The organism is Marinobacter arenosus (assembly GCF_019264345.1).
GTDB classification, from domain to species: domain Bacteria; phylum Pseudomonadota; class Gammaproteobacteria; order Pseudomonadales; family Oleiphilaceae; genus Marinobacter; species Marinobacter arenosus.
In genome coordinates this window covers 2,262,077-2,287,116 of the sequence record NZ_JAHVAO010000001.1, presented here as the reverse complement: position 1 = coordinate 2,287,116, position 25,040 = coordinate 2,262,077, and the positions used below count along the sequence as shown (strand labels likewise).

At 61.1% G+C, this 25,040-nt stretch carries 28 protein-coding genes; 9 read left to right on the top strand and 19 right to left on the bottom strand.

What is annotated here, in order from left to right; translation table 11 throughout:
* Nucleotides 1–31 precede the first annotated feature (31 nt).
* Nucleotides 32–1,084, top strand: a complete 1,053-nt coding sequence (locus KXD86_RS10550; RefSeq protein WP_218635980.1) for a 4-helix bundle domain-containing protein — start codon at nt 32–34, stop codon at nt 1,082–1,084.
* A gap of 48 nt (nt 1,085–1,132) precedes the next feature.
* On the opposite strand, the gene KXD86_RS10545 is transcribed toward KXD86_RS10550, so the two are convergent.
* The 3 genes from KXD86_RS10545 to KXD86_RS10535 all read right to left on the bottom strand — a co-directional run bounded on the left by KXD86_RS10545 (nt 1,133) and on the right by KXD86_RS10535 (nt 4,777).
* Complete coding sequence (locus KXD86_RS10545) at nt 1,133–1,582, bottom strand: DUF411 domain-containing protein (RefSeq protein ID WP_218635979.1); 450 nt, start codon at nt 1,580–1,582, stop codon at nt 1,133–1,135.
* Nucleotides 1,583–1,723: 141 nt separating this feature from the next.
* Nucleotides 1,724–4,339, bottom strand: a complete 2,616-nt coding sequence (locus KXD86_RS10540) for a heavy metal translocating P-type ATPase (protein ID WP_218635978.1) — start codon at nt 4,337–4,339, stop codon at nt 1,724–1,726.
* 6 nt (nt 4,340–4,345) lie between these two features.
* Entirely contained in the window at nt 4,346–4,777 is a 432-nt protein-coding gene (locus KXD86_RS10535) for a MerR family transcriptional regulator (protein ID WP_218635977.1), read from the bottom strand.
* Between the two features lie 241 nt (nt 4,778–5,018).
* Between KXD86_RS10535 and KXD86_RS10530 the strand changes: the two genes are divergently transcribed.
* From KXD86_RS10530 to KXD86_RS10510, 5 genes are all read left to right on the top strand, one after another.
* Entirely contained in the window at nt 5,019–5,747 is a 729-nt protein-coding gene (locus KXD86_RS10530; protein ID WP_312846278.1) for an HAD family hydrolase, read from the top strand.
* Between the two features lie 93 nt (nt 5,748–5,840).
* Entirely contained in the window at nt 5,841–6,260 is a 420-nt protein-coding gene (locus KXD86_RS10525; protein WP_218635976.1) for a hypothetical protein, read from the top strand.
* 74 nt (nt 6,261–6,334) lie between these two features.
* Nucleotides 6,335–7,294 (top strand): 5'-nucleotidase, encoded by a 960-nt coding sequence (locus tag KXD86_RS10520; RefSeq protein WP_218635975.1) that lies wholly within the window; start codon nt 6,335–6,337, stop codon nt 7,292–7,294.
* Nucleotides 7,295–7,335: 41 nt separating this feature from the next.
* Complete coding sequence (locus tag KXD86_RS10515; protein ID WP_218635974.1) at nt 7,336–7,728, top strand: DUF6559 family protein; 393 nt, start codon at nt 7,336–7,338, stop codon at nt 7,726–7,728.
* A 154-nt stretch (nt 7,729–7,882) separates the two neighbouring features.
* Nucleotides 7,883–8,740, top strand: a complete 858-nt coding sequence (locus KXD86_RS10510; RefSeq protein WP_218635973.1) for an AraC family transcriptional regulator — start codon at nt 7,883–7,885, stop codon at nt 8,738–8,740.
* Here the strand turns inward: KXD86_RS10510 and KXD86_RS10505 are convergent.
* From KXD86_RS10505 to folE, 6 genes are all read right to left on the bottom strand, one after another.
* Entirely contained in the window at nt 8,702–9,289 is a 588-nt protein-coding gene (locus KXD86_RS10505) for a LysE family translocator (RefSeq protein WP_228739539.1), read from the bottom strand. The genes KXD86_RS10510 and KXD86_RS10505 overlap by 39 nt on opposite strands.
* 83 nt (nt 9,290–9,372) lie before the next feature.
* Nucleotides 9,373–9,696, bottom strand: a complete 324-nt coding sequence (locus KXD86_RS10500; RefSeq protein WP_218635971.1) for a hypothetical protein — start codon at nt 9,694–9,696, stop codon at nt 9,373–9,375.
* A gap of 51 nt (nt 9,697–9,747) precedes the next feature.
* A complete protein-coding gene (locus KXD86_RS10495) occupies nt 9,748–12,015 on the bottom strand; it encodes a putative bifunctional diguanylate cyclase/phosphodiesterase (protein ID WP_218635970.1) in 2,268 nt (755 codons plus the stop codon).
* A 428-nt stretch (nt 12,016–12,443) separates the two neighbouring features.
* Nucleotides 12,444–12,875: a CoA-binding protein gene (locus KXD86_RS10490; RefSeq protein ID WP_218635969.1), complete on the bottom strand. Its 432-nt coding sequence runs from the start codon at nt 12,873–12,875 to the stop codon at nt 12,444–12,446.
* Nucleotides 12,876–12,897: 22 nt separating this feature from the next.
* The gene (gene folX, locus KXD86_RS10485; protein ID WP_218635968.1) at nt 12,898–13,272 is read right to left on the bottom strand and encodes a dihydroneopterin triphosphate 2'-epimerase; all 375 of its coding nucleotides are present in this window, start codon (nt 13,270–13,272) and stop codon (nt 12,898–12,900) included.
* 24 nt (nt 13,273–13,296) lie between these two features.
* On the bottom strand, nt 13,297–13,866 hold the full coding sequence (gene folE, locus KXD86_RS10480; RefSeq protein WP_218635967.1) for a GTP cyclohydrolase I FolE: 570 nt from the start codon (nt 13,864–13,866) through the stop codon (nt 13,297–13,299).
* A gap of 194 nt (nt 13,867–14,060) precedes the next feature.
* Here folE and KXD86_RS10475 point away from each other — a divergent pair, with 194 nt between their 5' ends.
* Nucleotides 14,061–14,978, top strand: a complete 918-nt coding sequence (locus KXD86_RS10475) for an alpha/beta fold hydrolase (RefSeq protein WP_218635966.1) — start codon at nt 14,061–14,063, stop codon at nt 14,976–14,978.
* 13 nt (nt 14,979–14,991) lie between these two features.
* Here the strand turns inward: KXD86_RS10475 and KXD86_RS10470 are convergent, their stop codons facing one another.
* Entirely contained in the window at nt 14,992–16,062 is a 1,071-nt protein-coding gene (locus KXD86_RS10470; protein WP_218635965.1) for a GGDEF domain-containing protein, read from the bottom strand.
* Between the two features lie 180 nt (nt 16,063–16,242).
* Here KXD86_RS10470 and KXD86_RS10465 point away from each other — a divergent pair, with 180 nt between their 5' ends.
* Entirely contained in the window at nt 16,243–17,325 is a 1,083-nt protein-coding gene (locus KXD86_RS10465) for a patatin-like phospholipase family protein (protein WP_218635964.1), read from the top strand.
* 3 nt (nt 17,326–17,328) lie between these two features.
* On the opposite strand, the gene arsJ is transcribed toward KXD86_RS10465, so the two are convergent.
* From arsJ to KXD86_RS10445, 4 genes are read right to left on the bottom strand one after another with little or no spacing between them, the layout of a single operon-like run.
* Nucleotides 17,329–18,522 (bottom strand): organoarsenical effux MFS transporter ArsJ, encoded by a 1,194-nt coding sequence (arsJ, locus tag KXD86_RS10460; protein ID WP_218635963.1) that lies wholly within the window; start codon nt 18,520–18,522, stop codon nt 17,329–17,331.
* A gap of 1 nt (nt 18,523) precedes the next feature.
* Nucleotides 18,524–19,528, bottom strand: coding sequence for an ArsJ-associated glyceraldehyde-3-phosphate dehydrogenase (locus KXD86_RS10455; RefSeq protein WP_218635962.1), 1,005 nt, complete (start codon nt 19,526–19,528; stop codon nt 18,524–18,526).
* Nucleotides 19,525–20,598, bottom strand: coding sequence for an ACR3 family arsenite efflux transporter (gene arsB, locus KXD86_RS10450; protein WP_218635961.1), 1,074 nt, complete (start codon nt 20,596–20,598; stop codon nt 19,525–19,527). Before arsB ends, KXD86_RS10455 begins: the two co-directional genes overlap by 4 nt.
* Entirely contained in the window at nt 20,598–20,957 is a 360-nt protein-coding gene (locus tag KXD86_RS10445) for a metalloregulator ArsR/SmtB family transcription factor (RefSeq protein ID WP_312846276.1), read from the bottom strand. The genes arsB and KXD86_RS10445 overlap by 1 nt, the downstream gene beginning before the upstream one ends.
* 136 nt (nt 20,958–21,093) lie before the next feature.
* Here KXD86_RS10445 and KXD86_RS10440 point away from each other — a divergent pair, with 136 nt between their 5' ends.
* Nucleotides 21,094–21,342: a CDGSH iron-sulfur domain-containing protein gene (locus tag KXD86_RS10440; RefSeq protein WP_218635959.1), complete on the top strand. Its 249-nt coding sequence runs from the start codon at nt 21,094–21,096 to the stop codon at nt 21,340–21,342.
* On the opposite strand, the gene KXD86_RS10435 is transcribed toward KXD86_RS10440, so the two are convergent.
* The 5 genes from KXD86_RS10435 to KXD86_RS10415 form a co-directional block, all read right to left on the bottom strand.
* Entirely contained in the window at nt 21,339–22,337 is a 999-nt protein-coding gene (locus KXD86_RS10435; RefSeq protein WP_218635958.1) for a PAS domain-containing protein, read from the bottom strand. The genes KXD86_RS10440 and KXD86_RS10435 overlap by 4 nt on opposite strands.
* A gap of 90 nt (nt 22,338–22,427) precedes the next feature.
* Nucleotides 22,428–23,240: an iron chelate uptake ABC transporter family permease subunit gene (locus KXD86_RS10430; RefSeq protein ID WP_218635957.1), complete on the bottom strand. Its 813-nt coding sequence runs from the start codon at nt 23,238–23,240 to the stop codon at nt 22,428–22,430.
* On the bottom strand, nt 23,227–24,018 hold the full coding sequence (gene znuC / locus KXD86_RS10425; protein ID WP_218635956.1) for a zinc ABC transporter ATP-binding protein ZnuC: 792 nt from the start codon (nt 24,016–24,018) through the stop codon (nt 23,227–23,229). Before znuC ends, KXD86_RS10430 begins: the two co-directional genes overlap by 14 nt.
* Nucleotides 24,011–24,502, bottom strand: a complete 492-nt coding sequence (locus KXD86_RS10420) for a Fur family transcriptional regulator (protein ID WP_218635955.1) — start codon at nt 24,500–24,502, stop codon at nt 24,011–24,013. Before KXD86_RS10420 ends, znuC begins: the two co-directional genes overlap by 8 nt.
* Nucleotides 24,503–24,569: 67 nt before the next feature.
* Entirely contained in the window at nt 24,570–25,031 is a 462-nt protein-coding gene (locus KXD86_RS10415) for a chemotaxis protein CheW (protein WP_218635954.1), read from the bottom strand.
* Between the last annotated feature and the right edge of the window lie 9 nt (nt 25,032–25,040).

The window sequence follows — 25,040 nt, the reverse complement described above, 5'->3', positions numbered from 1 at the left end:
CTCCGGCGGCGGTCTTATTGAGGAGACCCGAATGCAAAACCAGAAACTCAAACTGTGGACCGGAATCGGTATGGCAACGTTGCTGGCCAGCTCCGGCGCGGTGGCCGACGAAAACCAGAAAGACCATCACGATGAGATGATGACATCCGGTGCCCATGGCGGCGAGGGTGGTGAACACCACGGCGGCGAAGGCGGTGAGCATCATGGCGGTGAAGGCGGCGAGCACCACGGTGGTGAAGGTGGTGAAAGCCACGGCGGAGAAGGTGGCGAAGGCCATGGTGGTGAAGGCGGCGAGGGCCACGGTGGCGAAGGTGGTGAAAGCCATGGCGGCGAAGCCGGTGCCGCATTCAGTTACTTTGCTGCCGGAGGCGAAGGCGGTGAAGGCGGTGAAGGTGGCGAAGGCGGAGAAGGCGGCGAAAGCGGCAGTGCCGTGTCCGCCGTTGATTCCGATGGCGCCTACGTTGCCATGCTCCAGATGATGCAGGGCCACCTGCTGGCCGCGCGTGAACTGATCAAATCCGGTGACGCGGCCGAGGGCCGTCCGCACCTGACCCACCCCTGGGTTGAGGTCTACCCGATGATCGAGGAAGGCCTGAAGCATCGCGGTCAGAACGACCTGCGCGAGCGCCTGGAAACACTGGCTGAAAAAGCTGGAAGCGTTGAAAACTGGGGCGATATCAACAAGCAATTCCAGGCGGCCTGGGTTGCGACCGAGCAGGCCGTGAGCGCCGCCGATGGCAGCAAGGGCCTGAGCGCAGCGAACGTCTCCAAGGTCGTCCTGTCACTGACCAAGCAAGCGGCGCTGGAGTATGAAGAAGCGCTGGATGGCGATCGCTTTGTGGCCGTGCACGAGTACCAGGACGGCCGGGGCTTTGTGCTGGCGGCCCGGGACTACCTGGATAGCCACCAGAAGGCGCTGAAGAAGCAGAACAAGGAAGCCTGGCGTGATGCCAACAAGGCCTTGGACGAGCTCCAGACGGCCTGGCCGACCGCCGTTCCACCAGAGAAACCGGTCGTTCCGGCGTCGAACCTGTACGCCGCCCAGGCCCGGTTGGAACTGGCGCTGGCGCCATACCTCTACTGATCGCGTCAAATCACCGGGGCCAGTCCACTGGCCCCGGTTTTCCTTCCCTTAGTTGTATTCCGAGAACACCCGGGTCTGACCGTTGTCGTTGAACATCAGGACCTGGAAGTGGTCCTTGCGGTCCCCCATTTCCATGCCCGGCGAACCTGCCGGCATGCCCGGTACGCTCAGGCCCTTGGCCTGCGGTGCCTCGGCAATCAGGCGATGGATGTCGTCCGCCGGCACGTGCCCCTCGATGACGTAGTCACCAATGAACGCGGTGTGGCAACTGGCCAGTGCCGGTGTCAGTCCGGCGTCGATCTTGACCGGGTTCAGGTTCTGGGTCTCCGTAACCTCCACCTCGAAGCCGTTGGCTTCCAGATGCTTGACCCAATCGGTGCAGCAGCCACAGGTGGGCGACTTGTACACGTGAATGTTCTGCGCCGCACCGGCGGCCAGCAGCGGGGTGCTGAAGCCCAGCGCGGCCGTCAGGGCAAATCCAAGAGCCTGTTTTTTCATTACTTCATCCTCGCTCAGATAATGGCTAGTGGTGGCTGTGGTCGTGTTCGGACGCGTCGCCGGTTGTGGGAGACAGCCAGAACCACCACACAATGGCGGCCATGAGCACCACACCTCCAGCGTTGACCAATAGAGTAGTCATCAGTTCCGCACCTCTTGTTGATCGTGATCAGTCTTTGGTGATTCCCTTCGGGCATCCGGGCCGGCTTTGAAGAAACGCAGCCGGTTGGCGTTGGAGACCACGGTCACTGACGACAGCGACATGGCCGCGCCCGCCAGGATCGGGCTCATCAGAATGCCCCAGACCGGGTACAGCAGGCCGGCGGCAATCGGAATGCCGAGGGTGTTGTAGATAAAGGCGCCGAACAGGTTCTGATGAATGTTCTTTACGGTCGCCCGTGAAATCTGGATGGCGTCCGGTACCCCGTGCAGGGAGCCCCGCATCAGGGTAATGGAAGCACTTTCGATGGCCACGTCCGTGCCGGTGCCAATGGCAAAGCCGACGTCGGCGGCCGCCAGGGCCGGCGCATCGTTGATGCCGTCACCGACCATGGCCACGGTATAGCCCTTGCCACGCATGGCGCTGACCACCTCGGCCTTGTCTTCCGGCAGGACCTCGGCGCGGTAGTCGTCAATGCCGGCCCGGGCGGCAATCGCCTTGGCCGTGGCATCGATGTCACCGGTAACCATCATGACCTTGATGCCGGACTCGTGCAGGCGCGCAATGGCGGCCTCGGAGTCGGGCTTGATGGCATCGGCCACGCCAATCACGCCCAGCACCGAGTCACCCACGGCAACAAACAGCGGGGTGCCGGCCTGATCGGTGATGTCCCGGGCGACGTCGTCCAGGCCCGACACATCCAGACCTTCGCTTTCCAGCCAGCGGCGGTTGCCCAGACGAACGGTCTGGCCGTTGTAGTCGCCCCGGACGCCCTTGCCATTGATGGCCTCGAAGTTGCTCACCGATTCAAGGTTAATGTCATCGTCCTTGGCGCGTGCCACCACGGCCTCGGCCAACGGATGCTCGGAGTGCTGCTCGAGCCCGGCGGCAATCGCCAGCAGCCGCTGTTCATCCCCATCGGTGGCGTGCACCCGGGTAACCGCCGGATGGCCCTCGGTGATGGTGCCGGTCTTGTCGAGGATCACCAGGTCCAGTTTGCCGGCAGTCTGCAGGGCATCGCCCTGACGAATCAGCGCACCGTATTCCGCGGCCTTGCCAACGCCCACCATTACCGACATCGGCGTTGCCAGGCCCAGGGCACAGGGGCAGGCGATGATAAGTACGGTGGTGGCAGCGACCATCATGTGAACCACGGCGGGTTCGGGACCCACGTTGTACCAGACCAGGGCCGCCACCACGGCAATCAACATCACCGTGGGCACGAACACCGAGGAAATCTTATCCGCGAGCCGGCCGATGGCGGGCTTTGAGCCCTGGGCCTTCTTGACCAGATGGATGATCTGCGCCAGCGCGGTTTCGCTGCCCACCCGGGTTGCCTCGTAGATGATGGACCCACGGGTATTCAGGGTGCCGGCGGAGACTTCGTCACCCTCGCCCTTGCTCACCGGCATGGGTTCGCCCGTCAGCATGCTTTCATCAATGCGGGTGGAACCCTCTATGATTTCGCCATCCACCGGCAGTTTTTCGCCCGGGCGCACCCGGATCCGGTCGCCCTTGCGGACCTCTTCCACCGGAATGTCCCGTTCCTCGCCATCGCGAATCACCCGTGCGGTCTTGGCACGCAGGTCCAGAAGCCGTCGAACCGCTTCCGAGGTCTTGCCCTTGGCACGCAGCTCCAGGGCCTGGCCCAGGTTGATCAGGCCGATGATCATGGCCGACGCCTCAAAATAGACGTGCCGGGCCATCTCCGGGAGCGCATCCGGTACGCTGGCCACCACAATCGAATACAGCCAGGCGGTACCGGTACCCAACGCAATCAGGGTGTCCATATTGGCGTTGTGGTGCCGGAAGGCTTTCCAGGCGCCGGTGTAGAAATGACCGCCCGTGGCCGCAATCACCACCAGGGTGACGGCACCCAGGACCAGCCAGATGCCCTGATTGGCTTCGGTGACCATCATGGTGCCGAACCCCATGCCCCAGACCATCAGGCCCACGCCCAGGGACAGGCTCACCGCCATCTTGATCAACAAACTGCGGTAGGTCTTCTTGTCCTGCGCCTGTTTGCGCTCGTCGGCCTCGTCTTCGTTCTCGATCACACTGGCACCGTAGCCGGCGCTTTCCACCGCCCGGATCAGTGCCTTGGGATCGGCCCGGCCGGTGGCGGTGGCCGTGTTGTCGGCGAGGTTCATATGGGCATGGGTGATGCCCGGCACCGATTTCAGTGCCTTTTCAATGGTGTTCACGCAGGAGGCACAGGTGGCGCCAGACACCGACAGGGCAATCTGATCCCCCTCATCGTTTGCCGCGTCGGCCTCTTCGTGGGCGTGATCCCCCTGGTTTACGGCGTCGTCCGCAGCCGGGGGTTCCTCCGCCGGTGTCTGCTCCACGCTGCAGCAGCTGGACTCGGTCGCCCCGGAAACCGGCTCGGCCGGATACCCGGCGTCGGTCACCCGGCGGGCCGCGTCGTCCAGATCGATGTCGTCAGGCAGCGCGACGGTCTGTTCGTCCAGGTTCACCTCGACCAGGTCCGGGCTGCCGGTCAGTGGTTCCAGGGCGGCCCGAATCTTTTTGACGCAGCCCTGGCACGAGGCGCCGGAAATGGACAAGGCGGTTTGCAGTGCCGTTGTCTCAGTCATCTTTGTTCACTCCTCATATCCGTTAACGGTGGACGCTTCGTCCCAATGTTCAATCAGACGGCAGATGGTGTGGCCGTCCGGTGTGCCGTCCGGCATATCCCGCCAGGCCGAGAGCGCGCCTTTCATGCGCTCGCGCAGTTGCTGGAGTTCGGCGATCTCACGCTCAACCTCGGCCAGCCGCTGCTCAAACACCTCGCGGACCATCGGGCAGGGCGAGTGATGATCGTCGGCCTGATCGAGAATGGACCGGATCTCCGGCAACGAAAAACCCAGTTGCCGGGCCTTGCGGGCAAAGCGCAGCCGCCGCAGATCGTCGGTATCGTACTGTTGGTAATTGTTCTCGGGATTGCGGCTGGGATTCAGCAGCCCTTCCCGGGTATAGAAGCGGACGGTGTCCGGATTGACCGCCGCCGCTTCCGCTAACTGTTTGACTTTCATAGCTCATAACCCTGATTCAAGGTTGAACGAGTGTTTGGATACGCCAAACGCGGACTGCTTCCGATGTACAACAGAGCATAGCCTAAAACCTGTGAGTTACTCACAGGTCAAAGATTTTTTTTGGGAATGACAGGGCCAGGGGCAACGACGCGGGAGCAAATCATGGATGTCCAATGAATACGTGGCGGAGGGAGGTGCGCTCGTCTAAGCTGTTGTTTTATAAATTTGTTGGTGGTGAGTGGTGAGATTGATTGTCCGTAATAGCGAAGCAGTCAATTTTTTCCATATAGTGGAGCGCTGCCTAATTGCTGTTATAGGCCAAGGAAGTCTTGTGCATCTGGTCTTGTTTGACATAGACGGAACATTGGTTGAGTCATACGACTTCGATACCGAGTGCTTTCAAGCAGCTATTAAGGATGTGTTGGGAGTTACGATAGGGCCTGACTGGAGCCGTTACCGCCATGTGACTGATTCTGGGATTCTCGCCGAGGTGATTGATAGCCTGGGCCTCGAAAGTGACAGCGAGAGTATCACCGCAGACGTTAAAGAACAGTTTATAAGCAGAGTAGCGGATTACATTTCGTGCCACTCTATATCCCCGATCCCTGGAGCCTATGAGCTTTTATCCCAGCTCGTCGCTCGCAAGAATGTTGCAGTAGCTTTTGCAACTGGTGGCTGGAGTGAATCAGCCAAGATGAAACTTGGCTCAGCAGGTATCACATTCTCAGCTATACCGTTGGCCTCTTCCTCGGATCACTACAGCAGAACAGAGATCATGCGGTTGGCCGAAAGGCGTGCGGGTAAGAGTCATTACGATTCCATGACCTATTTTGGGGATGGCCCATGGGATGAGAAGGCTTCCAAAGCTCTGGGTTACAACTTTGTCTCTGTCGGAGATCGTATTACTAGCCCTAAATCGATTAGGGATTTTACAGAAGTCGATGTGGTGTTGAGGTACATTGGCTTATAACCAACGACTGCACTGCGACCAGTTTTCCGCCGCTTCGCGGTTTCAAACCGGCGCGTAAGCCGGGCGTAAAGCACCAATAAAAATGAGGTTGAGATGTTTGGTCTTATAAAGCGTTCGGATGCACCGCACCAGGTAAAACGAGCATCAATGTTCTTGTTGAGTTACGCGCTCATAGTCCTGGTCGGAACGCTGTTTTATGCCTTTGAATCCGGCGGTGAGGACACGAGAGAGTTGTTTCGGGGGTTAATCCGCGTTGCCGGAATTAGCTACATCGCTTGGTGGCTCCTGTCTCTCAAAAAAGAAGCGTGGTGGTTTGCAGTAGGTGCCTGTGGATTCCTTTCACTCTTGGGCTTGGTTGGCATAGGGGCGCTGCTATACGCGGGCTCCATCGTCAGCACAGATTATTACCTGCTGGTTCTGAAGCTAATTGCACCGTTATACCTGCTTATCCATGCATTGGTGATCCTTGTCAGAGAAGACACAAGGTCACTCTTTATCGCCAGGCATGCTTAACGAGTCACTGTTGCGGCTTGCCGGCGCCACGCACCGTCAGCCCCACCGCTTCGCGTTAGGTTTAAGGGGAATTCATGGCTTTTGATCTGTCGGACACACTGGTGGTCGGAATCTCCGCAACAGCGCTCTTTGATTTGAGCGAAGCGGATTCCGTCTTTCGACGAAAGTTCGAATCGAACAGAGAAGAGGCCGTTGAAGAGTACCGCGAATACATGGCGGAGCGTGAGGCTGAAGGACTCAAGCCCGGTACAGGGTTCCATTTGGTGAAGGCGCTCCTCTCACTGAACCAGTTCCAGTCCGCTGACGAAGCCCCGCTCGTCGAGGTGGTTGTCATGTCTCGTAACAGCCCTGAAACAGGCGTGCGGGTTTTTCACAATATCCGCGATTACGGGCTGGATATAACACGCTCGGCCTTCACCGGTGGCGAATCCGTTGTTGATTATCTGGACGCCTACGACGTTGACCTGTTCCTCACGACCAACTCCAAAGACGCTCAACGCGTGATTGATAGCGATAGCTGCGCTGTGGCCCTGGTCAAGGAGCCTCCTGCGAATATGGAGAAGATACCGGATGGGCAGGTCCGGCTCGCTTTCGATGGCGATGCGGTATTGTTCAGTGATGAGAGTGAGATCGTCTACAAGACCGCAGGCTTAAAAGGGTTTCATACGGTCGAGGACAAAGAACAAGACAACCCCTTGAATGACGGGCCTTACGCGACGTTGCTGCGGAAGCTCTCGCGGCTTCAGGACAGGCTTCCCCACACCGTAGAGTTTTCTCCCGTTCGCGTTGCCATCATCACGGCACGAAATAGCCCGGCCGAAATGAGGGTGATTAAGACACTGAGGCACTGGGGCGTTTACGTTGATGAAATATTCTTTCTGGGTGGCTTGGACAAATCAAAGATCATCAAGGCCTTTAAGGCCCATATCTTTTTTGATGATCAAGATATTCATTTAGAGCCGGCCGCCAAGTACACCCCGGCGGGCAAGGTGCCTTATAAGTCAGGGTCTCCCCTGAATGATTCAGACGAGTAACTGTAACCTCACGCGGCAGCCTGGCCGAGGCGTTAACTTCCATGATTGAACTCATACGCAAATATCAGCTGAGACGGGCCTTTAAAGGTTACATCTATACACTCGGGCCAGAGCTCAGAAAGCGGTACGGTGGATCGGATCAATACACCGTTCTTCAGATCAAGAAGACCGTGGTGCATTTGAATCTCAACAAGCAGTACCTCCCATACGCCGTAGCGATGTATCGGCACGAACAGTCAAAAAATACAGTCGACATGCTACGCCTTGATCAAGCTTTTCTGGATCGTCTTCGTGCGGAGGTGGCGGCTGCTCTGTTTAATGGAAACCCCAATTACGATGCGAGAGATGTCCTGTCGTTGAGCAAGGCGGTCGGTTGGAAAGGTGGCCCTACACCAAATTGGTGGTCAAACAATCTGGGTAAAACGAGCCTTTGAGAATCTGAAAAGGCGGTAACCGGGACGCCAACTACGCGTTGCTCCGTTGCCGCCCCGAGACGTGATGTGTTGCCGGCGAGCAGCTGGAGCGGTGAGTTTCTGCTAGTCTATTGCCAAGCGCACTGGCCCGGCAGATCCGTTCTGAGGCAAAACCATGACCAACCCTAACACCCCCGTTTTCTGGCGCGATGCCCGCATGCCCCATGTGGAATTGCGCAAAGTCGCGGATGGGCGCGAGGTTTGTTATGCCCTCCATACGCACCGGCACTGGTCAATCGGGGCGATTACCGCCGGCGAAAGTACGTTTCTCTACCGCAACGACCAGTATCACGTGCGCGAGGGTGCGCTCGTGTTGATGAATCCGGAATGGCCGCACGCCTGCAATCCGATTGATAACCAGCCCTGGGCGTATCTGATGCTGTATGTGGATACCGGCTGGCTGACTCAGTTGAGGTTTGAAGCCGGGCTGCTGGAGACTTGCGACTGGCAGGACCTAAAGACGGCGGTGCTCACTGATCCGGAGCAGTATCAGGGCTATTGCGCCATGGCCGAGAGCCTGCTGGACCCCGGGCGGGACCTGCTGGAAAAACAGAGCCGGGTGGCGGAGTATCTTCTCGACCTGATGCAGACGTTGGCCGGGCAACCCGCGGAAGCGGTGAAGTCGCCATCCGGCACGCTGGCGGCGGTGGCCGCCCATCTCGACAACCATTGTACGGACGAGATTTCCCTGGATGACCTGTGCGCCATAAGCGGCTACAGCCCCGGGCATCTGGTGCGGGCCTTTCGACAGGCCTACGGCTTAACGCCCCACGCTTATCTGATCAACCGCCGCGTTCAGCACGGGCAGAACGATCTGAAGCGTGGCACCAGTATTGCGGAAGCCGCCCTGAATGCCGGCTTTGCCGACCAGGCGCATTTCCAGCGAACGTTCAAACGGCTGGTGGCCGCCACCCCTAACCAGTACCGGCAACCCTCAATCCAGCAGCAGGAAAACGCAACTGCCGGCAAGTAACAGCGCCAGGCAACGGTTAAAGGCCCGCAGAATGCCCGGTTGCTGCACCAACCGGCGAAGGCCCACGCCCACGTACACCCAACCCGCCAGCGACAGCCAGCAGATGGGCAGATACAGACCGGCAAACAGCCACAGTAGGGCCGTGTCTCCTCCTTCGGTGAACGCCCCGATGCCGGCCACCGATGCCAGCCAGGCCTTCGGGTTCAGCCACTGCATCAGGGCCCCGGTGAGGAAGCCGGGTGCCGGGCGCGCTTCGTCATCGGCAAGGTGCCCGTCGGCGGTTGCCAGCCGATAGCTCAGGTACAGCAGGAAGGCGATGCCCGCCCAGCTCAGCCAGCGTTCAAACTGGGGGGCATAGGCCAACAGCGAATGCAGGCCAAGGCCCACCGCGACAAACAGCGCGATGAAGCCCAGCGTGGCACCGGTAACGAACACCAGGCCCTGATACACCGGGTACCGGGTACCGCTGCTCAGGCACACCAGATTCACCGGGCCGGGGGAGATGGAGGCAACCAGCGCAAAGGCAGACATGGGGAGAATGACAGACAGGCTCATGGATCAGGCTCTCGTTGGATCAGGAGCTTGAAGTGTGCCCGGGGTCCTGCGCTGGGTATTGAAGAAAATTGCGGTTGTTACCGCTGCACGGACTCTTTCGCCCGCAAAAACGTCCCACAGGTACTGCACTGGTCCGGCGCCATCAGCTTGGCCTGCCAGCCGATCTTGTGGCCACAGGCCGGGCAGGCCAGTTTGAGCTGGAGCACGATGATGGGGGTGACGATCAGGGCAATCAGGACACCCAGGGGGCCCCAGCTGTTGCCGCTGGACAGCCCCAGCTGGCTGCTGAACACCAGGATGACGGTCAGCGCCAGGAAGGCCGCAATGAAGTAATTCCGGTTCCAGCGCTCCCAGCGCCGGATGATGCTGTCCTGTTCAGGGGTTAGGTATTTCGAAGCCATATCAACTCGCCCGTGGAATCCAGTTCGTATGATGGGGATGGCGGGCCGTTTTTACAATTCGGAATCCACGGTCGGTCGGGTCACCAGCAGGCCCTCCGCCATGGCCCGTTCCAGCTCGGCGGCGGGAATCGGCCGGCTGATCAGGTAGCCCTGGGCGAGATTGCAGCGGTGGTTCTTCAGGAAGGCCAGCTGTTCCTCGGTTTCCACGCCCTCGGCCACGACCTGGATGCCCAGGTTGTGGGCAAGGTTGATCACCGCGCGGGTGATCACGGCGTCGTCGTGGCGTTCGGTGACTTCGGTGATGAAGGAACGGTCGATCTTAAGCAGGTCCACCGGGAAATCCCGCAGGTATCCCAGGGAGGAATAGCCCACCCCGAAATCGTCGATGGCCAGGTGCACGCCCAACTGGTGCAGGCGTGACAGCTGGGTCAGGTTGCGTTCGATGTTCTGGATGAAGATCTCTTCGGTCAGTTCCACTTCCAGGCGATCGGCCGGCACGTTCTCGGCTTCCAGCGCTTCCCGGATATGATCCACCAGTTCGTCATCGTCCAGTTCCCGGCCCGAGAGGTTCACGGCGATCCGGAGGTGTTCAAAGGCGGTGCCCTGCCACTTGGCCAGTTGCCGGCAGGCGGCCATGACCACCCAGCGGCCGATGTCGGTGATGCGGCCGCTTTCCTCGGCGAGCGGGATGAAGTCCACCGGCGGCAGTAGGCCGCGGCGGGGGTGTTGCCAGCGGATCAGCGCCTCGACGCTGTTGATCTCGGAGCTGTCGAGGTCCAGCTGCGGCTGGAAGTGGAGCACGAACTCGTTGTGGGCCAGGGCCTGGCTCAGGTCCTTGTCCAGTTCCAGCCGCATCACTTCCCGGTCCTGCATGCCTTCGGTGTAGAACTGGTAGGTATTCCGGCCCTGCTCCTTCGCGCGATACAGGGCAACATCCGCATTGCGCAGCAGGGTGTCGGCGTCCAGGCCACTCTGAGGATACACGGCTACGCCCATGGTGGCGGTGACCCCGTGGGCCTCGCCCTGCACCTCGAAGGGTTCGGCAAAGCACTGCTTGACCTGGCCCAGCAGGTGGATGATGTCGTCGATGTCTTCCACCTGCTGTTGGCACAGCATGAATTCGTCACCCCCGGAGTAGGCCACCAGGATGCGCTCGTTGCTGAGGCTGTTCAGGCGCTCGGACACCTTGATCAGCAGTTCGTCACCGAACTGGTGGCCCAGGGAGTCGTTCAGCATCTGGAAGCGGTCGAGATCCAGCATCACCAGCGCGACCTGCCGGCTCTGACGGTCGGCGATGTTCAGGGTGTGGGCCAGGTCCTCCATGAAGAAGCGCCGATTGGCGAGGCCGGTCAGGGTGTCGGTGGATTCCAGGCGGGCGAGGTCCTGTTGAATCGTTTTCCGCTGGTCAATTTCCCGGTCAAGTTGCCGGCGGGTTTTCAGCAGGGCCTGGTTGCGTTTGAGAATGAGCTGGACCAGCAGAGTGGTCAGGCTGGTGAGCAGCCCCATCAGCACCAGTGATGCCAGGGTCAGTTGCGGCCACGCACTGCGCTGGTTCTGGACCCACTCCGTGGTCGGGTGCAGAACGAACGACCAGTTGAGGGTCGGCAGTTGCACCGGTTCGGTATGGGAGAAAGTAGTGTTGGCGGTACCGGAATCGTTGAGTTCGTAGCGAACCTCTCCGTTGTTCAGTATCTCGATGCTGAAGGATTCCTTGACCCGGCTGGTGAGCAGCTGGCGGGCGAGGACCTCCATCCGGAACACACCGGCAATAAAACCGTTGTTGTCCGCCCCGGTGCCCACCGGCGCGTAGATCACCAGGCCCTTGCCGCCCTGGCGCAGGTCGATGATGCCCGAAATGTCGAATTGGCCCGATTCGCGGGCGGTTTCGAGTGCTGCCCGCCGCTGGTCGGAGAAGGCGACGTTGAAGCCGATGACCTCCGCGTTGCCGGAGTAGGGTTCCAGCCAGCGAATGATGAAGTCACGATCGATCCACTCAACGGCCTGGTAAACCCCGAAATCCTCGAGGTAGTGCCGTGCGTCTTTGCGCCAGACGGCTTCGGTAGTGCCTGGTGAGGCCTCCAGTCGCTGGGCCATACGCTGGATGGCCTCGGCGTGAATGATGAATTCACGCTCCAGGCTGTTGGCCATGGCCCGGGCCTCGTTCGCAAGATTGGCCTCAATCTGCCGGGTGCCCTGTTGTGCCAGGCCGTAATACAGGCCGGCTGCGAGGCCGAGAAAAACCAGGAAAATGGCTACCGGGAACCCGGGGTGGAGTAGACCCCGCACAACGATGTTGGTGGCTGGTTCCGGTTTTTCCACACTGCTCTCCAAAAATGTCGTTTGCCCTGCCCGAGTATCGGCCGGGAGTTGGTGATTATGAATGAATTTTTCCAGGGCCGCCCACTAACTGCTGGATCCGGCTACCCAGTGAGACGCCATAGGCTCCTTCGGGCAATGGGGTTGCGATGTCCGGCCTAATGGCGCCGTCTTCGGGCGTCCCTGCAAGGTCAACAATACGGGGAGTTACGGGAATTTTCGAGGCATCCAGCAGGATTTTCATCCGGTCTCGAGATTTCGGCCCACGTGGCTGGCTACCCCACGGGCAATCTCACGGGTATCGAGCTCCATCAGGGTGCCGGGCACTACCAGCCTTTTCGTCATTTCAGCCGATTATGGCAGACCGGTACCTGGAGTCATCGCCGACACGTCCAGGTGTGAACTGGTTCTCGTTTTTTGTGCTTTCGGATTCAGGCGTGGACCGGAGGAATGCCCAGGCGGGGGATTTCCTGTTTGGGGCAGCGATCCATGACCGTGGTCAGGCCCGCCGACTCGGCGCGGGCGACGCCGGCTTCGTTGATCACGCCGACCTGTAGCCAGATCACTGGAATACGCTGCTCAATGGCGGCGTCAATCACCGCATCCGTGCGCTCCGGGGCCAGGAACAACTCCGCCATGTCCACCGGTTCTGGCAAAGAGGCCAGATCGGCGTACACGGTTTCGCCAAGCAGCTGTTTTCCGGCCAGCCGGGGGTTGACCGGGATCACCCGGTAGCCCTGGTGTTGCAGGAACGCCATCACCTCATGGGAGGGGCGATTGGTTTTCTCGCTGGCGCCCACGAGCGCGATGGAACGGACACTTTCCAGAATGGCTCGCAGTTGTTCCGGGGAGTTGCTGGGCATGGACGGGAATCACCTGGTTGGTTTAACGATGCGCCTCAAGGCAAACAGACACGGACTCGGCATAGCGTAGCGCGTGGGGCTTGTCGATTTCCACCTGGGCCCACCGAACGGCCTCGTGTTCCATGACAATGCTCAGCACCTCGTGGGTCAGGCGCTCGAGCAGGGCAAACCGGTTGCCGTCGACATGGTGGATGATCTGCTTGGTGATGGTCCGGTAGTTCAGTGCCGCCGAGATTTCGTTCTCGTTGATGGCATCGGTGGCGTCGTAGGTCAGGCACACGTTGATCAACACGTCCTGCTGGTTGTTGATCTCTTCATCCTTGATGCCGATGTAGGCACGCAGCAATAGATCCTTGATGCGAACCCGAGCCTGGTGATGCCCGATTACGTCTGTCATAGCGCCTCCGTTATCCGGGGTGGATCAGCGGTTGTTGCCAATCAGATTGAGGAACTCGGTGCGGGTTGCCTGGGACTTGCGGAACTGTCCCAGCATCATTGAGGTCTTCATCCGCGAGTTCTGTTTTTCCACACCGCGCATCATCATGCACATGTGCTGGGCCTCTATGACCACGGCGACGCCCTTGGCGTTGGTGACGCTCTCGATGGCCTCGGCAATCTGGCGGGTCAGGTTTTCCTGGATCTGCAACCGGCGGGCATACATGTCGACGATGCGGGCAAACTTGGACAGGCCCAGCACCCGGCCCTGGGGCAGGTACGCGATGTGGCACTTGCCGATGAACGGCAACATATGGTGTTCGCACATGCTGTAGAGTTCGATGTCCTGAACCACCACCATTTCATCCATGGCGGACTCGAACACGGCGTTGTTCACCAGGTCGTCGAGGCTTTGCTGGTAGCCCTGGGTGAGGAACTGCATCGCTTTGGCAGCTCGCATCGGTGTGTCCTGCAGACCTTCGCGCCCGGTGTCTTCGCCCAGTCCGTTAATTATGGCGCTGTAGTGGCCCGCGAGGTCATCAAGGAGTTTGGTCATAGTCAATTCCGGTCTGCTGTATCTTACGAGGGCCAAAGCTTAAGGCAATTTGCCCGTCATCTCTACGCTTTACGATTGTGACCCGGGAAAAGACCACTTTGCTCTGGTGCCGCTTGAGCACTGCAGGACGGCTATGGCAGGCAGCGCTGGATTGTTTTACAGTCAGGGGTTGGATAAGTCGCCGGGGATAAAGGATGGAACAGGTGATTGCCGATGCTCGAAACGCCGTGTCTGCTGGTCGCGAATCGGGCACCCTTGAGGGTTGGCAGCAGGGAGGCAAGTGGTTCAGCTACGGGGGACACGCCATATTCAGTCGTATGGCGGGGCAAGGCGACCCCCTGGTTCTGGTTCATGGTTTTCCAACGGCCAGTTGGGACTGGAGCCGGGTCTGGCCGATGCTGACGCCCCAGTACAGTGTGCTGGCGCTGGACATGCTGGGCTTTGGCTTTTCCGACAAACCCATGGGCTACGCCTACAGCATCGAAGATCAGGCCGACCTGCTGCAGGGCTGGGTGGAAGGTCTTGGGCTGTCGTCCATTCATCTGATTGCCCACGACTACGGCTGCAGTGTGGTGCAGGAATTGCTGGCCCGGGAGCAGGAAGGCGTGCTGCCATTCAGCATCGCCAGCGTCTGTTTCCTGAACGGCGCGCTGTTTCCCGAAGTTCACAACCCCCTGCTGATCCAGAAGCTTCTGCGCAGCCCCCTGGGTGGGTTGATCAGCCGGGGCTTGACCCGTCGCACCTTCGAGCGGAATTTCCGTCGCCTGTTTGGCAGCCAGAATCCCCCGGATCATCAAGACATGGAGGACTTCTGGCAGTTGCTGACCTACAACAACGGCCGGGGTATCCTGCATCACCTGATTCAGTTCATGGAAGAGCGGCGCTGCCATCGCAACCGATGGGTTGGCGCGCTGCAGAAGGCAAGTCAGCCGATGCGGTTGATCTCCGGGACGGCCGACCCGGTGTCGGGCGCTTCCATGGCGCGGCGTTATCGTGAACTGATTGCCAATCCGGATGTGGTCAGCCTGCGAAATACCGGGCATTACCCCCACTTTGAATGCCCGTGGGATGTATTCACCGCGTATCGGGATTTCCGCAAGCGGGTCGGGTAAGGGGAGCCCGGCGCTAGCTTCCGACCACCGGATCGCCCAGCTCGGGGGTGGTATTGGCCGCTGCGGGTGTTGGCCGCCGGGCATTCACCACCTGGTTGCGACCCCGGGACTTTGCTTCGTACAGCGCCTGGTCCGCCCGGTTCAGCCAGACCGACCAGGTTTCCCCCTGGCACACCTCCGCCACGCTGGCGCTTGCGGTTATCCGAATGTCATTCATAAACGGGCTGGAGCCGATGCCGGTCAGCAGTTGATAGGCCAGGGTGTCGGCGTCTTTCTGCCGGGTTTCCGGGAGCACGATCATGAACTCCTCGCCGCCGATCCGGAACAGCTGATCGCTTTCCCGAAGGCGCTTTCGAACCCGCGCCGCCATTTCCTTCAATACCCGGTCTCCCGCCAGATGGCCCCATTGATCATTGATCACCTTGAAGAAGTCGAGGTCGATCAGGATCAGGCTGGACACCCGCTCGTAGCGCTCCCGCATCTGAATCTGATGGTTGAGGATATCCGCCAGCTGGGACCGGTTCAGGCATCCGGTCAGCGGATCGGTGGTGGCCAGCCGGGTGAGTTCCTGTTGGAGTTTGCCCACCAGCCAGGCAAACACCATGGCAAACACGCAGGTCAGGCCGAGTGAGAACGTGATGCGCCAGAAATCGGCTTCAGGGAACTTGAAGAACGAGACCACGGCCATGACGGTCACGAACACGACATTGCTCACCATGGCTTCGCGCAGGGGCAGCAGGAAAAACAGGGCGGTTGCGGCCGGATAGGCCCAGTAAAGCCCGGCGTGTCCGTTGATGGTGGTGGAATAGGCCGCACAGACCACTGCCAGCAATGGGAACAGGCGCCCCTGCAGGAAATAGGTGTTGCGGTAGTGCAGGAACGCGATCACCAGCAGCGCGTTGGCAGAGAACAGCACCAGCAGGCCGGATAGCAGCCGGTGGTCCTGATACCATTGCACGAAGATCAGCGGCGCAACGGCCACAAAGGCCCAGAAGTGGAGATGAAAAACCAGCTGCCGTTTGAACCCCAGGACGGCAAGCGTGGGGTTGGTCGCTAGTGGGTTGGGCGGGGCAAGTACACTCACAGCAAACTCCTGCTGCCAAAGAAAATCGGTCCGCTTCCGATGCCGGACTGTCGAAAGTCTAGCATGAGCGGCCTGATATTGAAGCCCAAACCGCTATTTATGATCGCTATTAGTTTTCTTCAGTTGGCCGGAGTTTGGTCGCTTGGTTAAACTCCGCGGAACCAAAACAGGGAGTTCGTTATGACCGCAATTCACACCCGGGCACCGGCACTTACCATCCGTGCCGGCCGCCGAGCCTTGGAGCGGCTGAAAAACCGGCCACTGACCCCCGAGGACGTTCACGTCGTCCCCGGCGCTGCCGGCGGGCCCAAAGCCCTCGGCATCAGTGGTTTGGACAAGGCCATCTTCGGGGATTGGCTGCCCCGGGCCCCCCAGGAACGTTCGCTGATTGGTTCCTCAATCGGCAGCTGGCGGTTTGCTGCGGTGGCGTCCTCGGATAATCCGAAAGCGCAGCTTGCCAAGCTGGCGGAGCTGTACACGTCGCAGCGATTTGCCAAGGGGGTGAGTCCTGCCGAAGTGAGTCGCAAGAGTGTGCTGTTTCTGGAAGAGCTGCTGGGTGGGCGCGAGGATTTCATCCTTAACCATCCCTGGTACCGGCTGAACGTGGTCGTGGTGCGTAGCCGCGGCATGCTGGAGCATGACACCAGGGGCCGTTTGAGCCTGGGCCTGATGAACGCCATCAGCGCCAACATGGTAAGCCGTCGCCATCTGGGCCGGTTCATGGAGCGGGGCATACTTCACGATGCCCGCCTGAATACCCCGGTGTCGAAACTGGTCGATTTCCCCAGCCACCAGGTGGCGCTGACGCACGACAACCTGTTGCCGGCCCTTCTGGCCTCGGCCTCCATTCCCATGGTGATGGCGGGCGTGCGAAACATTCCCGGGGCGCCGGAAGGCGTGTACCGAGACGGGGGCCTGCTGGACTACCACCTGGATCTTCCCTACGAACAGCCGGGTGTCATTCTCTATCCGCATTTCACTGACAAAGTGGTCCCGGGCTGGTTTGACAAGACCCTGCCCTGGCGCCGGGGTGACGCTACCCGTCTGCAGGACGTCGTATTGGTGGCCCCTTCCCGGGACTACCTCGAGTCCCTGCCGGACCGCAAGCTGCCGGACCGGAAGGATTTCGAGAAATACGTCAATGACGACGACGGTCGCGAGCGCGCCTGGCGCAGGGCCATTGCCGAGAGCGACCGGTTGGGTGATGAGTTCATGGAACTCGCCGACACCGGCAAGCTGGCGGACGTGATCCGACCGCTCTGACGTTCAGGCGGACGCCGGGCGGCGCTCTGGCAGTCCGGTGGCAAGCACGGCGGCCAGGGCCACCAGCCCGGAGGATATCCACAGGCACGCCTCAAGGCCGTACACCTGGTAGACCCAGCCCGAGAGCAGGGTGCCGAGCAGTCGCCCCGCAGCGTTGGACATGTAGTAGAAGCCCACGTCCAGGGACACACCATCGGAGCGGGCGTAGCTGACAATCAGGTAGCTGTGCAGCGATGAATTGATGGCGAACAGCACGCCGAACAGCAGCAGCCCGCCCACCACCGTCAGTTGCGGCGGAATCGACGTCCCCAGCCCGATGGCAATGCCCGCCGGCACAACGGCCAGCAGCGCGGCCCAGAGTATGGCCGGTGCCTTGCCCGTCAGGTCACCGGTGAGCCTGGGCGCCTGAGTCTGTATGAGGCCATAGCCGATGATCCAGCACGCCATGAATCCGCCCACCTGCCAGAAATCCCAGCCAAACACCGCGTGCAGGTATACCGGCAGGGCGACCACGAACCAGACGTCCCGGGCCCCGAACAGGAACAGGCGCGCGGCGGACAGAACGTTGATCGGGCGGCTCTTGGACAGCAGGTCGGTAAATTTCGGTTTGGCCTTGCTCTTGCCCAGTTCCCGTTTCAGCAGGAACAGACTGGCGAGCCAGATCAGGGACAGGGCAGCGGCCATGGCGACGACGGCGCCCTGGAAGCCGGCGGTCATCAGCAGCACGCCGCCCAGGAAGAACCCGACGCCCTTGAGGGTGTTCTTGGAACCGGTGAGCACGGCGACCCATTTGTAGAGCTTGCCCTGTTCGGTGTCCGGCACCAGCAGCTTGATGCCGCTCTTGGCCGACATCTTGTTCAGATCCTTGGCGATCCCGGACAGCGCCTGGGCGGCCATGACCCAGGGAACGGTGAGCGCCGCCGCAGGTACGGCGAGCATGGCCAGCGCCGCGATCTGCAGAAACAGGCCCACGTTCATGGTGCGGTTGAGCCCCATCCGCGCCCCGAGGTAGCCCCCCACCAGGTTGGTCACCACGCCGAAGAACTCGTAGAAGACGAAGAGCAGGGCGATGTCCAGTGGCGCATAGCCGAGCTGGTGAAAGTGCAGCACCACCAGCATCCTCAGGGCGCCGTCCGTCAGGGTGAAGGCCCAGTAGTTACCGGTGATGACCAGGTACTGGCGGATGGCAGCGGTCATATCAGGCGGTGCCCACCTTACGCATCAGTTCGGCGGTGCGGTTGGCGTAGCCCCACTCGTTGTCGTACCAGGCGTAGAGCTTCACCTGGGTGCCGTTGACCACCATCGTGGACAGGGCATCGATGATCGCGGACCGGGGGTCGGTCTTGTAGTCAATCGAGACCAGCGGGCGGTCCTCGTAGCCCAGAATGCCCTCCAGTTCCCCCTCGGCCGCTTCTTTCAGAAGCTGGTTGACCGTCTCCCGGTCGGTGGGGGTGTCCACTTCGAACACGCAGTCCGTCAGGGAGGCGTTGGTCAGCGGAACCCGCACGGCGTGACCGTCGAGCCGGCCCTTCAGCTCGGGAAAGATCTCGATGATGGCGGTGGCCGAGCCGGTGGTGGTCGGTATCAGCGAGCTGCCGCAGGACCGGGCCCGGCGCAGGTCCTTGTGGGGCGCGTCGACGATGGTCTGGGTGTTGGTCAGGCTGTGGATGGTGGTGATGGACCCGTGGCGGATGCCGAGTTTCTCGTGAATCACTTTCACCACTGGTGCCAGGCAGTTGGTGGTGCAGGAGGCCGCCGTGACAATCCGGTCCGTCGCGGGATCGAACAACTGGTCGTTTACGCCCATCACCAGGTTCCTGGCACCGGCTTCCTTGACCGGGGCGGTGACCACCACCCGTTTCACGCCCTGGTCCAGGTAAGCCTGGAGCACGTCCACCTTTCGCATATGGCCACTGGCCTCGATGACCACGTCGCAACCGGACCAGTCGGTTTCGCCGATGGTCCGGTTGTGGGTCACCCGGATACGGTGGCCGTTGATGACCAGGGCGGTGCCATCGAAGCCGGCCTCCTGGTTCCAGCGTCCATGAACGCTGTCGAAGTTCAGCAGGTGTGCCAGGGTGGCGGCGTCTGCGCCGGGGTCATTGACCGCCACGAATTCGACGTCGGGCCATTCCCAGGCCACGCGCAGCGCGAGCCTGCCGATGCGGCCGAAGCCATTGATGCCTACTTTGATCGTGCTCATTGCGGGTACCTCCCCTCGTTTTCCGGGGTTGTCGAAAGGGTGTCAGGAGAGCCGACGGCCGGAAACCAGCGTCGGGTCCGGTTGGCGAACGCGACCAGCGACAGCATCACCGGGACTTCCACCAGAACACCGACGACCGTAGCCAGGGCCGCCCCGGAGGTGAGTCCGAACAGGCTGATGGCGACGGCAACGGCCAACTCGAAGAAGTTGGACGTGCCGATCAGGCTTGCCGGGGCGGCGATGTCGTGGGGCAGTCTCATTCTCCGGGCCATGAAGTAGGCGATGAAAAAGATGCCGTAGCTCTGGATCAACAGCGGGACGGCGATCAGGGCAATGGCAAACGGGTTGTCCAGGATCCGGTCTGCCTGCAGGCCAAACAGCAGGGCCACGGTCGCCAGCAGGCCCATGATGGTGGTGGGCTTGCTGTGTTGCAGCCAGGCGTCCAGACGCGACTGGCCCTGGCGCAGCAGGTAGCGCCGGGTCAGGACCCCGGCCACGAGCGGCGCGACCACGTAGAGCACCACCGAGAGCAACAGGGTTTCCCAGGGCACCGTAATGGTGGAAAGGCCCAGCAGGAAGGCGGCAATCGGCGCAAAGGCAAACACCATGATGAGGTCGTTTACCGACACCTGAACCAGGGTGTAGGCGGAATTGCCCCGGGTAAGCTGGCTCCAGACGAAGACCATCGCGGTGCAGGGGGCGACCCCGAGGAGAATCATGCCGGCGATGTATTCCGTGGCCGTGGTCGGGTCCACCAGGTCCGCAAACAGCAATTTGAAGAATAGCCAGCCCAGGGCCGCCATGGTGAACGGCTTGATCAGCCAGTTGATGAACAGGGTCAGGATCAGTCCCCGGGGTTCGCGGCCGACATCCCGGATGGCGGTGAAATCCACCTGAACCATCATTGGATAGATCATGGCCCAGATGAACACCGCCACCACAAGGTTCACGTGGGCGTAAGTTAGGTTGGCGATGGTGTGGTACACCCCCGGTAGCAGGGTGCCGGTGGTGATTCCGAGTGCGATGGCCAGGGCCACCCACAGGCTGAGGTAGCGTTCGAAGGTTCCCATCAGCTGCAGTCCACACTGACGGGGCGGTCGGGCAGGGCATCCAGCCGCTCGCTGATGGGCGCCAGCAGGCCCGCGCAGGCCTCGGAGGACCTGTCGAGTACCGACTGGACCCATTCGGGCAGCTCCGGATGCAGTCGATAGTACACCCACTGCCCCCGGCGCTCATCCTGCAACAGGTTGTGCTCCCGGAGATACGCCAGATGGCGACTGACCCGGGGCTGGGACAGATTCAGGGCGGCGGTGAGTTCGCACACGCACAGCTCGGTCTGCTGCCGGATCAACAGCAGGATGGTCAGCCGGTTTTCATCCCCCAGTGCCTTGAACACGGGCACTGGGTGGTAATCAAGGGTGTTGGCCACGTATATCTGATTTCCCATATATGCAGAAAAAGGAATGTTAATGTAAGCGCTTGAGGCCATTCCGGCAAGTCGCCGACAGGGATTTGTCTATACTGCGGGTACCTTGGATGCAGAATCGTGTTTATCGGGAGGTCCTATGAGTGATGAGAAAGCCCATGTGGCAAGCACCACGCCGTATTCTGTTCTGGTTGAGGCGGGCAAGAACTACCTGTGGTGCGCCTGTGGCCGGAGTCAGGACCAGCCGTTCTGCGACGGGTCCCATAAGGGCACGGGGTTCAAGCCGGTAAAGTACACCGCCGAAAAAAAGGAGTGGCTCTGGTTCTGTGGCTGCAAGCAGACCGGAACGCCGCCACTGTGCGATGGCACCCACAAGACGCTGGCCTAGTGGCCGTTCTGGGCTAGCGCGCTGATCCGGTATCCGCTCAGCCCGTGCACCGGGTCCTGCAGCGCCAGTATCCGGATGGCGACATCCAGCACGGTCTCCTCGTCGCGGTGCAGCAGGGGTAGGTCAATGCGTTCGATGGAATGATCCGATCGCGCGGCCGTGAGGGCCCGCCGGAAGTTTTCCCGTGAGCCGGGCTCGATCAGCCGTTCGAACGGCTCTCCGATCAGGTCGGCGGGTGCGCGTTCCAGCAGGTCGGCCGCCTGGGGGGAAATGAAACCGATGAGGCCCATTTCGTCCAGTTCGCTGATGATGGCGCCGGACAGGACGACCAGATCCCGGCTGCGCTGTTCGCTGTCATTCAGGGCCTGACGCAGTATGGATTTTTCGACCTGAAGGTTGGTGATGTGCTGGTCGGCACCGGTTTCCCGGCGTTCCAGATCCATGATCTGCAGGGACTGGGTGTGAAGCCTGCGGCACTGGAACAGCGCCAGCAGGGTCGCGATGATGGCGAGCGTGCCCCCGGCCAGCCACACGTTTCGGTGCGCACGGTTGGCGGACTGTTCCAGCATGGATCGGGCCGGCACGGTGGTCAGCATCCAACTGAAATCGCCGTAGTTAACCTCGGTCCGAAGAGCCCGCGTGGGATCAATCGAGCCCTCGGTGCGGATCTGGAGCAACGGCCGCTTGGTATGCCGCGCCAGGGTGTCGACGCGAACTCCCAGGCTGGGTGGCAACGCCTCTTCAAAGACGGAATACAGCCATTCCTGGGTCGAGGCGGTCTCGGATGCCCGTGTTGGGACCCGGGCCAGCAGCAGGTTCACCAGCGCCTGGTGTTGCGCCTGATAGTGAGCCTCGGCCAGTTCGCTGGCCCGGCTGGATTCGAGATGTGCCATGGTCGCCGTCGCCGTCAGCCCGGCGATCAGTATGACCAGGGGGACCCAGAGACCGGGCCAGAGGCTGCTCTGGCCGGGCAAACGGGGTTTTGAGCTTTCCATGCGGGCCTTCCTGAGCGATGGCGATTGCGCGCCACGCTCATCAAGTGATGTCCTCTCACTTTAGACCAGGGTGCCGCTGCAGGGAAATTCTCAGATCCTTGCCTTGCCGGCGGCCCCATACACGAGCAGAAAGGTGAGAAACGCGGTGACCACCGCCGATGGTCCCGCCGGAGTGTCCAGGTACCAGGACAGGCTGAGCCCTCCGGTCACCGCCACGAAACCGAAGACCATCGCCAGCCCCACCATGTGTTCGGGGTTATTGGCCAGGCGCCGCGCCGTTGCGGCGGGAATGATCAGCAGGGCGGTGATCAGCAGCACCCCGACGATCTTCATGGCGACGGCGATCACCAGTGAGAACATCAGCACCAGTGCCAGCCGCAGCCGCTCCACGGGCAGGCCTTCCACCCGCGCCAGCTCCTGGTGAATGGTGCTCATCAGCAGGCCATTCCACAGGGTCGCCAGCAAGGTGAGGATCACGGCGGCGCCGCCGTAGATCCACAGCAGGTCGTTGCGACTCATGGCCAGCAAATCACCGAACAGCAGGCCGGTCAGGTCAACCCGCACATCGGGCATAAAGCTGAGTGTAACCAGGCCGATGGCCAGGGCGCTGTGGGCCAGTATGCCCAGCAAAGTATCCGTGGCCAGGGCCCGGGTTCGGGAGAACAGCACCAGGGCCACGGCCAGCACGACACAGGTCAGCACCACGCCGACGTGCAGAGGCACGCTGATCAAAAAGCTCAGGGCGATGCCCAGCAGCGCCGAGTGCGCGAGGGTGTCGCCGAAATAGGCCATGCGCCGCCAGACCACGAAACAGCCCAGTGGCCCGGCAACCAGTGCCACTCCCAGGCCGCCGATCAGCGCCCGCCAGAAAAAATCATCGAGGACGGCATCAATGATGGGCATGGCCGGAGCACTCCCGGTGGTCGTGGGTTGGCGCAACGTGATCGTTCTCGACCACGTCGCCGTGAAGGTCGTGGCTGTGATTATGATGGTGGTGATAAACCGCGAGGGACTCGGCCACCTGGGTGCCAAAGGTTTCGATGAAGGCCGGATCGTGGGAAATGTCGGCCGGGTTTCCGCTGCAGCAGATGTGCTGGTTCAGGCAGATCACCCTGTCGGTTGCGGCCATGACCAGGTGAAGGTCGTGGGATATCATGATCACGCCGCAGTTGAGCTCGTCCCGAAGCTGGCGGATCAGCTCGTACAGGGAGGCCTGGCCATTGATGTCGACCCCCTGTGCGGGTTCGTCCAGCACCAGGAGATCCGGTTTCCTGACCAGGGCCCGGGCCAGTAACAATCGCTGTTTCTCGCCCCCGGACAGGTGGTGCACCGAGGCGTTGAACAAGTGCCCGACGCCGGTTTTCGCCAGCGCCGCCTGGCACTCGGACGCCGAGCGACCGGTCAGCATCATGAACCGCTTCACGCTCAGGGGCAGGGTCGATTCCAGTGCCAGGTGCTGCGGAACGTATCCAATCACCAGTTTGTGGGCCAGGCTGACGGCGCCACGGCTGGCCTTTTGCAGGCCCAGGACGGCTTTGATCAGCGTGGTTTTGCCAGCACCGTTAGGCCCGATGATGGTGAGTATGTCGCCCCGATGCACCTTCAGGTTGACGTTATCAACCACGGCTCGATCGTCAAACGCCACGGTGAGGTTGTCCAGGGTGACCAGCAGTTCACTCATGGCCAGACTCCTTCTGACACCGCGGACAGAGGCCGGCGATCTCGAGGGTGATGTCATCCAGTTCGAAGGCCTCGGCTGCTGCCGCCGCGTGCACGGCGCCGGACACGGAGGGCGCGGTCAGCTCAAGCACATTGCCGCAGGCCCGGCAGATCAGGAACATGCCGGTGTGATGTTCGCCGGCGTGGGCACAGCCGATGAACGCGTTGAGCGAGGCGATGCGGTGCACCAGTCCGTTTTGCTGCAGAAAATCCAGCGCCCGGTAGACCGTGGGTGGCGCGGCGTTGTGGCCGTCTTCAGAGAGTTGCGCCAACACGTCGTAAGCGCCCAGGGGGCGGTGGGACTGCCAGATCAGTTCGAGCACCCGCTCGCGGGTGGGCGTCAGGCGTGCACTGCGTTGCTGGCAGATGTCCCTGGCGTCAGCCAGGGCCTGGGTAACACAGGCGTCGTGATTGTGCGGGCGATAGGGCAGTGCGCGGGCGGACATGGCGGGAATCCTGCGAAATTTGCAACATTATAACATTCCCATGTTTTCCTGCCATGCCCCTGGTGGTTCAGGGACGGGACTGGTTTGCCAGGGATTCCAGGTACTCGAGGTTGGGAATCCAGGCGCTGTCACCGTCCACTTCCACCTGCATGATGTCGGCCGGGCCGGCCTCTCCGTCTTTTCGCTGGATCTGGTCTTCGGTCAGGCGGGTCTGGCTGGGAATGCCCTGAGTCACCAGCGCCATGAAGGGCACCTGCTCATGGTGTTCGCCAATGGTGTTCAACACCACGATACGCCCCCGGTTATCCCCCGGAACGCTGAGGCTGCCACCGTTGGCGGCATCGTAGGAAATCACCGGGAGCTTGAGGCCACGCCAGTCCAGGTAGCCCACCAGCCAGTCCGGGGTGTTGGCTCCGGCGTCGTCGCTGGCGAAATCCACCACTTCGGCAATGGTCACGTTAGGCAGTAACAGTTGCCGCTCGCTCATGGGAATCATGACGCAGGAGAGAGTCTGGCTTTTGTCTTTCATTGCATGTGT

Excerpts from the sequence above, each read along its gene's own strand:
- KXD86_RS10430 (WP_218635957.1), bottom strand. The coding sequence starts at position 23,240 with ATGCCCATCATTGATGCCGTCCTCGATGATTTTTTCTGGCGGGCGCTG.
- KXD86_RS10515 (WP_218635974.1), top strand. The coding sequence starts at position 7,336 with ATGATTGAACTCATACGCAAATATCAGCTGAGACGGGCCTTTAAAGGT.
- KXD86_RS10455 (WP_218635962.1), bottom strand. The coding sequence starts at position 19,528 with ATGAGCACGATCAAAGTAGGCATCAATGGCTTCGGCCGCATCGGCAGG.
- folE (WP_218635967.1), bottom strand. The coding sequence starts at position 13,866 with ATGACCAAACTCCTTGATGACCTCGCGGGCCACTACAGCGCCATAATT.
- folX (WP_218635968.1), bottom strand. The coding sequence starts at position 13,272 with ATGACAGACGTAATCGGGCATCACCAGGCTCGGGTTCGCATCAAGGAT.
- znuC (WP_218635956.1), bottom strand. The coding sequence starts at position 24,018 with ATGAGTGAACTGCTGGTCACCCTGGACAACCTCACCGTGGCGTTTGAC.
- arsB (WP_218635961.1), bottom strand. The coding sequence starts at position 20,598 with ATGGGAACCTTCGAACGCTACCTCAGCCTGTGGGTGGCCCTGGCCATC.
- KXD86_RS10550 (WP_218635980.1), top strand. The coding sequence starts at position 32 with ATGCAAAACCAGAAACTCAAACTGTGGACCGGAATCGGTATGGCAACG.
- KXD86_RS10490 (WP_218635969.1), bottom strand. The coding sequence starts at position 12,875 with ATGCCCAGCAACTCCCCGGAACAACTGCGAGCCATTCTGGAAAGTGTC.
- KXD86_RS10540 (WP_218635978.1), bottom strand. The coding sequence starts at position 4,339 with ATGACTGAGACAACGGCACTGCAAACCGCCTTGTCCATTTCCGGCGCC.
- KXD86_RS10500 (WP_218635971.1), bottom strand. The coding sequence starts at position 9,696 with ATGGCTTCGAAATACCTAACCCCTGAACAGGACAGCATCATCCGGCGC.
- KXD86_RS10525 (WP_218635976.1), top strand. The coding sequence starts at position 5,841 with ATGTTTGGTCTTATAAAGCGTTCGGATGCACCGCACCAGGTAAAACGA.
- KXD86_RS10465 (WP_218635964.1), top strand. The coding sequence starts at position 16,243 with ATGACCGCAATTCACACCCGGGCACCGGCACTTACCATCCGTGCCGGC.
- arsJ (WP_218635963.1), bottom strand. The coding sequence starts at position 18,522 with ATGACCGCTGCCATCCGCCAGTACCTGGTCATCACCGGTAACTACTGG.
- KXD86_RS10435 (WP_218635958.1), bottom strand. The coding sequence starts at position 22,337 with ATGGAAAGCTCAAAACCCCGTTTGCCCGGCCAGAGCAGCCTCTGGCCC.
- KXD86_RS10535 (WP_218635977.1), bottom strand. The coding sequence starts at position 4,777 with ATGAAAGTCAAACAGTTAGCGGAAGCGGCGGCGGTCAATCCGGACACC.
- KXD86_RS10440 (WP_218635959.1), top strand. The coding sequence starts at position 21,094 with ATGAGTGATGAGAAAGCCCATGTGGCAAGCACCACGCCGTATTCTGTT.
- KXD86_RS10510 (WP_218635973.1), top strand. The coding sequence starts at position 7,883 with ATGACCAACCCTAACACCCCCGTTTTCTGGCGCGATGCCCGCATGCCC.
- KXD86_RS10475 (WP_218635966.1), top strand. The coding sequence starts at position 14,061 with ATGGAACAGGTGATTGCCGATGCTCGAAACGCCGTGTCTGCTGGTCGC.
- KXD86_RS10415 (WP_218635954.1), bottom strand. The coding sequence starts at position 25,031 with ATGAAAGACAAAAGCCAGACTCTCTCCTGCGTCATGATTCCCATGAGC.
- KXD86_RS10520 (WP_218635975.1), top strand. The coding sequence starts at position 6,335 with ATGGCTTTTGATCTGTCGGACACACTGGTGGTCGGAATCTCCGCAACA.
- KXD86_RS10420 (WP_218635955.1), bottom strand. The coding sequence starts at position 24,502 with ATGTCCGCCCGCGCACTGCCCTATCGCCCGCACAATCACGACGCCTGT.
- KXD86_RS10545 (WP_218635979.1), bottom strand. The coding sequence starts at position 1,582 with ATGAAAAAACAGGCTCTTGGATTTGCCCTGACGGCCGCGCTGGGCTTC.